Source organism: Nocardia goodfellowii, assembly GCF_017875645.1.
GTDB classification, from domain to species: Bacteria; Actinomycetota; Actinomycetes; order Mycobacteriales; family Mycobacteriaceae; genus Nocardia; species Nocardia goodfellowii.
In genome coordinates this window covers 968895-977628 of the sequence record NZ_JAGGMR010000001.1, presented here as the reverse complement: position 1 = coordinate 977628, position 8734 = coordinate 968895, and the positions used below count along the sequence as shown (strand labels likewise).

Annotated in this window: 8 protein-coding genes; 5 read left to right on the top strand and 3 right to left on the bottom strand. The window is 67.8% G+C overall.

Annotated features, from left to right (window positions below; translation table 11 throughout):
* Window positions 1-4 precede the first annotated feature (4 nt).
* The 3 genes from BJ987_RS04050 to BJ987_RS37960 are packed head-to-tail and all read left to right on the top strand — an operon-like array spanning window position 5 to window position 4450.
* Complete coding sequence (locus BJ987_RS04050) at window positions 5-1018, top strand: AfsA-related hotdog domain-containing protein (protein WP_209884807.1); 1014 nt, start codon at window positions 5-7, stop codon at window positions 1016-1018.
* An 11-nt stretch (window positions 1019-1029) separates the two neighbouring features.
* On the top strand, window positions 1030-2367 hold the full coding sequence (locus tag BJ987_RS04045) for an FAD-dependent oxidoreductase (protein ID WP_209884805.1): 1338 nt from the start codon (window positions 1030-1032) through the stop codon (window positions 2365-2367).
* A gap of 31 nt (window positions 2368-2398) precedes the next feature.
* Window positions 2399-4450, top strand: coding sequence for a LuxR C-terminal-related transcriptional regulator (locus BJ987_RS37960; protein WP_209884803.1), 2052 nt, complete (start codon window positions 2399-2401; stop codon window positions 4448-4450).
* Here the strand turns inward: BJ987_RS37960 and BJ987_RS04035 are convergent.
* Window positions 4398-5126 carry an AfsR/SARP family transcriptional regulator gene (locus tag BJ987_RS04035; protein ID WP_209884801.1) on the bottom strand — a complete coding sequence of 243 codons (729 nt, stop codon included), beginning with the start codon at window positions 5124-5126 and terminating at the stop codon, window positions 4398-4400. The two genes, BJ987_RS37960 and BJ987_RS04035, sit on opposite strands and share 53 nt — an antisense overlap.
* A 550-nt stretch (window positions 5127-5676) precedes the next feature.
* On the opposite strand from BJ987_RS04035, the gene lipP1 reads away from it, so the two are divergent.
* Both lipP1 and BJ987_RS04025 read left to right on the top strand, forming a co-directional pair.
* Window positions 5677-6624, top strand: coding sequence for a LipP1 family hormone-sensitive lipase (gene lipP1, locus BJ987_RS04030; protein WP_209884799.1), 948 nt, complete (start codon window positions 5677-5679; stop codon window positions 6622-6624).
* 132 nt (window positions 6625-6756) lie between these two features.
* Window positions 6757-7545, top strand: a complete 789-nt coding sequence (locus BJ987_RS04025; RefSeq protein WP_209884797.1) for an MBL fold metallo-hydrolase — start codon at window positions 6757-6759, stop codon at window positions 7543-7545.
* Window positions 7546-7628: 83 nt separating this feature from the next.
* On the opposite strand, the gene BJ987_RS04020 is transcribed toward BJ987_RS04025, so the two are convergent.
* Window positions 7629-8303 carry a Crp/Fnr family transcriptional regulator gene (locus BJ987_RS04020; protein ID WP_019044571.1) on the bottom strand — a complete coding sequence of 225 codons (675 nt, stop codon included), beginning with the start codon at window positions 8301-8303 and terminating at the stop codon, window positions 7629-7631.
* A gap of 176 nt (window positions 8304-8479) precedes the next feature.
* A complete protein-coding gene (locus BJ987_RS04015; RefSeq protein ID WP_194816916.1) occupies window positions 8480-8722 on the bottom strand; it encodes a hypothetical protein in 243 nt (80 codons plus the stop codon).
* Between the last annotated feature and the right edge of the window lie 12 nt (window positions 8723-8734).

Genomic DNA, 8734 nt, shown 5'->3' with positions numbered 1-8734 from the left:
CGAGATGACGACCGAAGAGACGATATCGGCCGCCGACTCCCATTCCGGGGAGTTGCGGTTCGAGCAGACGGTGCCCTGCGGGCTGGCGCACCGCCGGGCGCTGGGTGAGGTGTTCGTCGCCGACACCGCGGCCGCCGGGCCGGACGAATACCTGGCCGCGATCCAGCTGCCGCGGGCCCACTCCCTGTGGTTCGACCGGGTGGCCCGCTTTCACGACCCGCTCTCGGTCGTGGAGGCGGTGCGCCAAGCCCTGATCGTGATCGGGCACCGCTATTTGCGCGTGCCGCCGAACACTCCGGTGAGTCTGCAGCGCCTGGCGATCTGCGTCGAAGATCTCAGCGCCTTCCGCGACAACGAACGCACACCGCTGGAAGGGATCGTGCGGGCGCGCGCGGACGGCGCCTCGGCCAGTCGCGGCTACTTCACCGACACCTCCTTCGACACCACGGTGACTGTCGGGGGTGCGCTGGCGATGACCCTCACCGGCGGCGGAATCGCCTTCCCCGCTGAGGCGTACGACGAACTGCGCAGTTACCGCCGTTCGCTGCAGTCCGCCGAATTCGGCCTGCCCACCGGCTCGACGCCGCTGGATCCGGTCCTGGTGGGCCGACGCGATCCGCGCAATGTGGTGCTGGGTACGGCGGTCGCGCTGCCCGAGCAGGCCGGATGGCAGTTCCCGGTCATCGCGAACCCGGCGCACCCCTCGTTCTTCGATCACGAATACGACCACGTGCCCGGCCCGCTGTTGATCGAAGCGTTCCGGCAGGCGGCGATCTTCGCCGCCGTGGCCGCCGGGTCGCTGGCGGCCGAAGCGGCGGCGATCGTCGGCATCGAGGCCGAGTTCACCGACTTCGCCGAACTCGACGCGCGCCTGGACTGCACCGTCGTCGCCGGCGCGGCCGAGGCGGACCTCGGCGAGTACTTCGCCGATCTGGCATTGCACCAGTTCGGTGAACAGATCGGCCGGGCCCGTATCGAACTGGCGCCCTATCCGCACGCCCCTTCCCTGTACGTCTAGGAGTCGGACCAGTGGAATCTTCAGCACACACGATCGGTAACCAGGTCGCCGTGGTCGGCGGCGGCATTTCGGGCATCGCCGCGGCGTGCCGGCTCGAGCAGGCCGGATACCGGGTCGACCTGATCGAGAGCACCGGCACCCTCGGCGGCCGGTGCGGCATCAACCGGCTCGGCGAACGCCCGGTCATGATGGGCGGCAAGAACATCGGCCACAACTATGCGACCCTGCGTGCCCTGCTGGCCGACCTGGGCGTACACCTGTACGAGCCGTTCGGCATCAACACCTCCCGGATGATCGACGGCAAGCTCACCACGCTGGACAGTCAGCATCTGTTCAGCGAGATGCGCAAGAGCCTCGGCCGGATCGGGTCCCGCAAGGATGTGGGGAAGCTGCTGTACCTGGGCACCCGCGTGAAAAGCAATGTGGAGAACCGGTTCCTGGGTTCGCCGGCCTTCACCAAGATCGCCGCCAAGAGCGACCACATTCCGCTGAGCGAGCACTTCGGGCCGGACCTGACCCAGAATCTGTTCCGCCCGATGACCGTGCGCATGAACGGCGCCGAACCCGACGAGGTCTACCTCGGCACCTTCGGCACCAACCTCGCCATGATGCTGGACAACTACGACCAGCTGACCCATGGGATCGAGCCCGCGTTCGAGGCCTTGTCGAAACGCGTGACGGTGCGGCTCCATTCTCGCGTCGACGGACTCGTCGTGCGGCACGGACGGGTGACCGGACTACGCGTGGTGACGGGGGACGAGCCGCCGGTCGAGCAGCACTACGACGGCGTGGTGCTGGCCGTGCCGGCCTACGCCGCCGCCGCGATCGTCAAGTCGGAGTTGCCGAGTCTGAGCGGATTGTTGCTGGGGGTCAACTATTTTCCCGCGACCGTCGCGGTGGTCGAATACGACCGCCCGGTCTTCAGCCCGGCGATTCGCGCGATCGCCCTCGACGACGGACCGTGCAGCAACGCGGGTGTCTACGGCGTCAACGATCTCAACGTGGTGCGCTACACCTTCAGCGGCCGGGCGGCCCGCCCATTACCGTCGGCCGACCAGTTGGCGGGGTGGATCGAAGACGCCCAAGCGCGGATTCAGGAGATGCTGGGAGTCGGCAAAGTCGAGCGCGTGCGGATGGTCACCCAGCAGTGGGATTCCGCTTATTGTGGATATCTGCCATTTCATGGTGACTTTCTGTCACAGATAAATTCACAAGCGCACAGTCTCGCCGGTCTCGAATTGGCCGGCGATTACCTGCTCGGCGCGCCGTTGGAAGCGTGCGCACGATCCGGTTTCGAGGCGGCGCGGCGACTATTGTCCGGAGCGGCGCAACCCTCCTATAACGGCTGAATGAAATCTGGATGCACTAATGGGGGCTGGAGTGGTTCGAATCGCTTCCGGGGCGGCCGCGAATTCCGAACGGCGGGTCGCGGAGGCGATAGCGGTACTCGGTGACGAGAGCACCGCGGAGCGCGTGGCGGTGCTGCTGAAAACCGATGCGGCATGGGTCGACGCGGTGCTGGAACAGCTGACCGAAGACGGTCTGATCGAGGGCGGGCGCCTGTGCCTGCCCACGGTACGGCAGCGTCTGCTGCGGGACATGTCCTACGACGTTCGCCGGATACTCTTCCACCGCGCGGCGGGGCTGCTACACGAGCACCGGGCGTCGGCCGGCGTGGTCGCCGAGCTGCTGCTCGGCGCCGGCCACGCCCAATTCGCCTGGGCCACCGACGTGCTGCGCGCCGCAGCCGAACAGGCCCGCCGCGACGACCGGCTCGACAGCGCGCTGCAGTACCTCGAACTCGCCTATGGGGTCACGCGGCGAGCCGCCGACCGGGCCGCGATCTCGGCGCAGTCGGCGGCGATCGAGTCGCAGGTGAATCCATCGACGGCGACCCGCAGCTTCACCCGTGTCACCGCGGCCGCGCGCACCGGCCTGCTCGAGCACCGGACGCTGCCGTGCGTCATCCGATATCAGCTGTGGCACGGGTGCCTCGACGACGCCGAGCACGCGCTGACCCTGCTGGCCCGGTCGCCGGATACGAGCGCGCCCGCCGGAACCGACGAAGTGGATTTTCTCCAGGCCTGGCTGGCCTATTCGTACCCGGACCTGGCACGACCGCGCCGCCCGGCAGGCGGTGTGGCCGGTGCGCCCCGCGCCGGTGCGCGCTCGGCTCCGGCGCTGGCCGCGACGGTGTTGTCCGCCATCGTGACCGGGGCGGATCAGGGCGAGGTCGCGGCCGGGGCGCAACGGATCCTGGCCGGCCACCGGCTCAGTGCGGCCACCGTCGATGCCCTGACCGTGGCGGTGGAAAGCCTGATCCTGGTGGACCGGCTTCCCGCCGCGGCCTCGTGGTGCGACGTGCTGCTCGCCGAGGCCCAAGCGCGCCACGGCCCCGCCTGGAAGGCGATCTTCGCCGGTCTGCGTGCGGATATCGCACTGCGGCAAGGAGATCTGGCGACCGCGGAACGTTCGGCCACGCTGGCGTTGAATCAGATACCCGCCAAGAACCTCGGCACCATGGTGGGCGGCCCGATCGCGATTCTGGTCTCCGCCCTTACGGCGGCGGGCCGGCTCGCCGAAGCCCGAACCCAGCTGGCCCGCGCGGTGCCGGAATCGCTGTTCCGCTCCCGGTTCGGGCTCGGCTACCTGCACGCTCGCGGCCATCTGGCGCTGGCCGAGGGCCGCGTCGAGGACGCCATCACGGATTTCCGGACCTGTGGCGACCTGATGCGACGCTGGGACATCGACCTGCCCGGCCTCGTGCCGTGGCGTAACGACCTGGCCGAGGCCTACCTTCGACGCGGTGAGCCGGACCGTGCCAAGTATTTCGCGTCCTCGCATCTGGCGCGACTGACCCGGGCGGACGCGCACCCGACCGGAGGGGTGTCGCTGCGGCTGCTGGCCGCGGCCCGGGATCGCCGGCAACGTCTGGAATTGCTGCGCGAATCCGAGGCCATCGCAAGGGTTTCCGGTGACAAACTGGAAATCGCCCGGGTGCTCGCGGCGCTGGCCGAAGCGTATCGCGTGCTCGAGACGCCCGGACTGGAACCGGCGCACCGCTCTCGCACCCTGGGGCGCCAGGTGGCTCGGATGGCCCGGGAATGCGGCGCCGCCCGGCAATACGTCGAGCCGCACCGGCCGGCGTTGCTCGAGCAGAACTCGCTCGCGGCCACGCAACAAGCCGCGGCCGACCGGCTGAGCCCAGCGGAAGCACGGGTCGCGCGGCTGGCCGCCGACGGTGCGCGCAATCGCGACATCGCCGACGCGTTGGGGGTGACCATCAGCACCGTGGAACAGCACCTCACCCGCGCCTATCGCAAACTGAACGTGGCACGGCGCTCGGAACTGCGGTACGTGCTGCGGCTCGCCCGGCCGGCTACCGCCGCATCCACCCCGTCGAATCCCCGTCCAGCTGACCCAGCAGCATAGGGTCCTGGCGCAGGATGAGCCGGTGCAGATGCTGGAGTTCGTGGCCCGGTTCGATGCCGACGGTGTGCACCAGCGCGTCCCGGGTGCGGCGGAAGACGTTCAGCGCGTCGACCTGCCGCCCGGATCTGTACAGCGCGAGCATGTATTGCCGGCACAGGTTTTCGCGCAGCGGTTCCGCATTGGTCAGCACCTCCAATTCGGGTGTGAGCTCCCGATGCCGGCCGCAGGCCAGGGCCGCGTCGAAGCAGTCTTCGTAGACCGCCATGCGCTCGTCCTCGATCGCCACCAGCTCCGACCAGCGGGTATGCGACTCGCCCAGATCCTCCAGCGCGTTGCCCGCCCACAGCGCCAGCGCTTTGCGCAGCAGCTCGATGCCGTCCTCGAAGTTCCTGGTGCCGATCGCGAGCCTGCCCTGCAGGGCGAGTTGCCGAAACCGGTGCAGATCCAGCGATTCCGGGGACAGCCAGAAAAGATATCCCGGGGCCCGCGTTGTCAGAGCCACCTTCTCGTCGGCGTGGTCGGCAATCAAGCGACGGATCGCCCAGACCGAGTTCTGGATGATTTTGCGCGCGGTCGACGGCGGTTCACCCTGCCAAAGAACCTCTTGTAAGCGACTGGTCGGTACAACCTGGTTGGCATTCAACAGTAAATAGCCCAGCACCGCTCGCTGCGTCATTCCACCGAGAGGAAGCTCCTTGCCGTCGGCGCTTACTCTCAGTTGACCCAGGATTGAGAACTCCATGATGGCTGTGCCGCCCCCCGTATCAATCGATCAAAATATTGAGGCGTACGCCGACCGTGCGAATAGCCGCCTCGTCCGAGCGGACTGTCGCACTGCATCCCGCCACCCCCAAAGTGAGCATATAGCAGAATCTTTGATTCGGCTCGAGCTGTGCGCTCCCTCCGATTCGGCCTGTAGCGGAGTGCCGAATACCCCTGATCAGTGCCTCGCGAATATGACGGATTTTCTTCCGTCATAAGTCGGCGTTTGCCCCCAGTTTCCGCGGCATCGCCGTTCCTGGACCGAGGCAGGGTCGGCCGCACCCGCACCAGCCACCCCAAACATGTTGCACAGCAATAGCTTCGGATCGCGGTCGTGGTCCGGTGAGCCGATCGGGGGGTGCTGTATAGGGGTTGACCCGCAGACAAGGGCGGCAGCATCCTCGGCACGGAAGCACCGAAATAGATAGCTGAACAATGGCTTCCGCGCAATCGAGGAGGATCACATGCCGCTTCACCCACAAGTGCGGCAATTACGTGAACTGGCGATCTCGGAAAACCCGCCGGCGCTGAACCAGCTCACGGTCGCGCAGGCCCGCGCCGCCGAATCGACGGCTGTCCGGGCGACGCGCGGGCAGCCGGAACCTGTGCACAGCGTGATCAACGCCGTGATCGCCGGAACCGGCGATCGCTGGCTGCCGATCCGGGTCTACCGGCCGAACGGCGCGGCCACCAGGCCCCGGCCGGTCCTGGTCTATTACTACGGCGGCGGCTGGACACTCGGCAATCTCGACACCGGCGACGCGATCTGCCGCAGGCTGACCAACTCGGCCGACTGTGTGACGGTGCAGGTCGGCTACCGGCTCGCGCCCGAAGACAAATTTCCTGCCGCCGTGCACGATTGCGCCACCGGCCTGCGCTGGGTAGCGGCCTATGCCTCGGGTTTCGGCGGCGATCCCGATCGCTTGGCGGTCGCCGGGGACAGTGCTGGCGGGAATCTCGCCGCGGCCGTCTGCCTGCTGCTGCGCGAGCAGGGCGGCCCCGCGATCGCGACGCAGGTGCTGATCTATCCGAATACCCACTGCGGGCGGCGCGGCGGGTCGATGGCGGACTACGCCGATCCGGTGTTCTTCAACCGATCCACAGTCGGGTGGTTCTGGAACAACTATCTGGCTCATCCCGCGGACGGATCGGATCCGCTCGCTTCGCCACTGCTGGCCGCCGACCACGCCGGTCTGCCGCCCGCCCTGGTGCTGACCGCCGAATACGACCCGCTGCGCGACGAAGGCGAGGAGTACGCGCGCGTCTTGGCCGCGGCGGGCGTGCCGGTCACCGCCCGGCGCTACGACGGCACGATGCACGGCTTCTTCACCGCGGGCGCCGACGCGGGCGCGGCGCGAGCGGCCGTCGCACAGGTCCGCGGGCATCTGCGGGACGTGCTCGGCACGGCCTAGCCGCTACCATTCGGTGTGCACGTGGGCAATTCGCCGGGTACGCCCGAAACCGGCCGCCGACACGACCGCCGGCCGCCGATGCAAGCTGATGCGGCTCTCAGCCCGGCCTGAAAGTCGCGGAGAGGCGGGGGAGTGCTGAAACATCCCGCGTACGGGCAGCTGCGGCAGGTCACCGAGACCGCCGCGGTGCTGCTCGCGGAAAACCCCGGCCAGATGACTCTGGAAGGCACCAACACCTGGATCCTGCGGGCGCCGGACTGCCCGGAGTACGTGGTGGTCGACCCGGGCCCGAAGGACAAGGCGCACAGCGAGGCCATCACCCGGGTCACCGACGGCAATATCGCGCTGACCCTGATCACGCACCGGCATCACGATCACACCGGCGGCATCGACCGGCTGGTGAAACTGACCGGCACGCCGGTGCGCGCCACCGACCGCTCGTTCCTGCGCGGCTCGGACGCGGTCCTGGCGGACGGCGAGGTGATCGAGGCGGCCGGACTCCGGATAGCGGTGCTGGCTACCCCTGGGCACACGGGTGATTCGGTGAGTTTCGTACTCGACGACGCCGTGCTCACCGGCGACACCATCCTGGGCAGCGGCACCACCGTCCTGGATTCCACCGACGGCACCCTCGCGGACTATCTCGCCTCGATGGACCGGCTGCTGGCCGTGGGCTCCGGCAAGGCGCTGCTACCCGCGCACGGTCCCGATCATCCCGATCTCGCGCCCGTCGCGCGGTACTACATCCAGCACCGCAAGGAGCGTCTGGAGCAAGTGCGCGCGGCGCTGCGGGAACTCGGTCCGGACGCGGGCGCGATGGCCGTGGTCCGCAAGGTCTACGCCGACGTCGACAAACGACTGTGGCTGGCGGCGCGCAGTTCGGTGCAGGCCCAGCTGGAGTACCTGCGCACGCATCCGTGATCGGTCATCGCACACCGAAGCCCGCCGGTTCGTACGAGACGAATCGGCGGGCTTCTCGGTGATGAACTTTGTGGGGGCGGAGCTCAGCGCGCGCGGCGGGCCAGGCGCTCGGAGTCGGAGATGAGCACGCTCTTGCCCTCCAGTCGCAACCAGCCGCGGTGCGCGAAGTCGGCCAGAGCCTTGTTCACGGTTTCGCGGGAGGCGCCGACCAGCTGCGCGATCTCTTCCTGCGTCAGGTCGTGGGTGACCCGCAGCGCACCGGCTTCCTGCGTGCCGAAGCGCTGAGCGAGCTGCAGCAGCGCCTTGGCGACCCGGCCGGGGACGTCGGTGAAGATGAGGTCGGCCAGGTTGTTGTTGGTGCGGCGCAAACGCCGGGCAAGCACGCGGAGCAGCTGCTCGGCGATCTCCGGGCGCTGGTCGATCCAGGCCTTGAGCGCGTCCCGGTCCATGGTGACGGCGCGGACCTCGGTGACCGTGGTGGCGGTCGAGGTACGCGGGCCCGGGTCGAAGATGGAGAGCTCGCCGAACATGTCCGACGGGCCCATGATGGTCAGCAGGTTTTCCCGCCCGTCGGGCGACCGGCGGCCGATCTTCACCTTGCCGGACGTGATGATGTACAGCCGATCGCCGGGCTCACCCTCATTGAAGATGACGTGGCCGCGTGGAAAATCCACGGGCTGCAGCTGCTTGGCGAGTGCGGCCACCGCGGTGGGCTCAACGCCTTGGAAGATGCCTGCTCTGGCGAGGGCCTCGTCCACGAATGTGCTCCTTATGGGAAATGGCTCTGTCCTGGACCGATAGCGATCGGCCAACAGCGCAGTCTACGCGGCTTTACTGAACGGTAGTGACAGACACCACGTAAAGAGTGCATTGCGTTGGGCACTGCCCTGCGGTTATTGCGGACGATCAAGCGTTTATGGGACAAGCCCGGCCATCAACTGGCGCGGGCGACGTCCAATTCTTCACTGCGGGTCCGGCGCTTGCGCACCCGGGCCACCGCAGCAGGGAGTCCGAGCTTGGTCAGCTCTGTGACCTCGGCGTTGCTTGCTTTGTCCAGATACTGCTGAACCTCGGGGTCGGGTTCCAGAAGTTTGCGGAGCCGATTCTCGACCCGCTCCATCACCAGTGCGAACAGCATCAACGCCACTGGGAAGAGCACCACAGCGAGTCCTTGCATACCGGGAAGTAA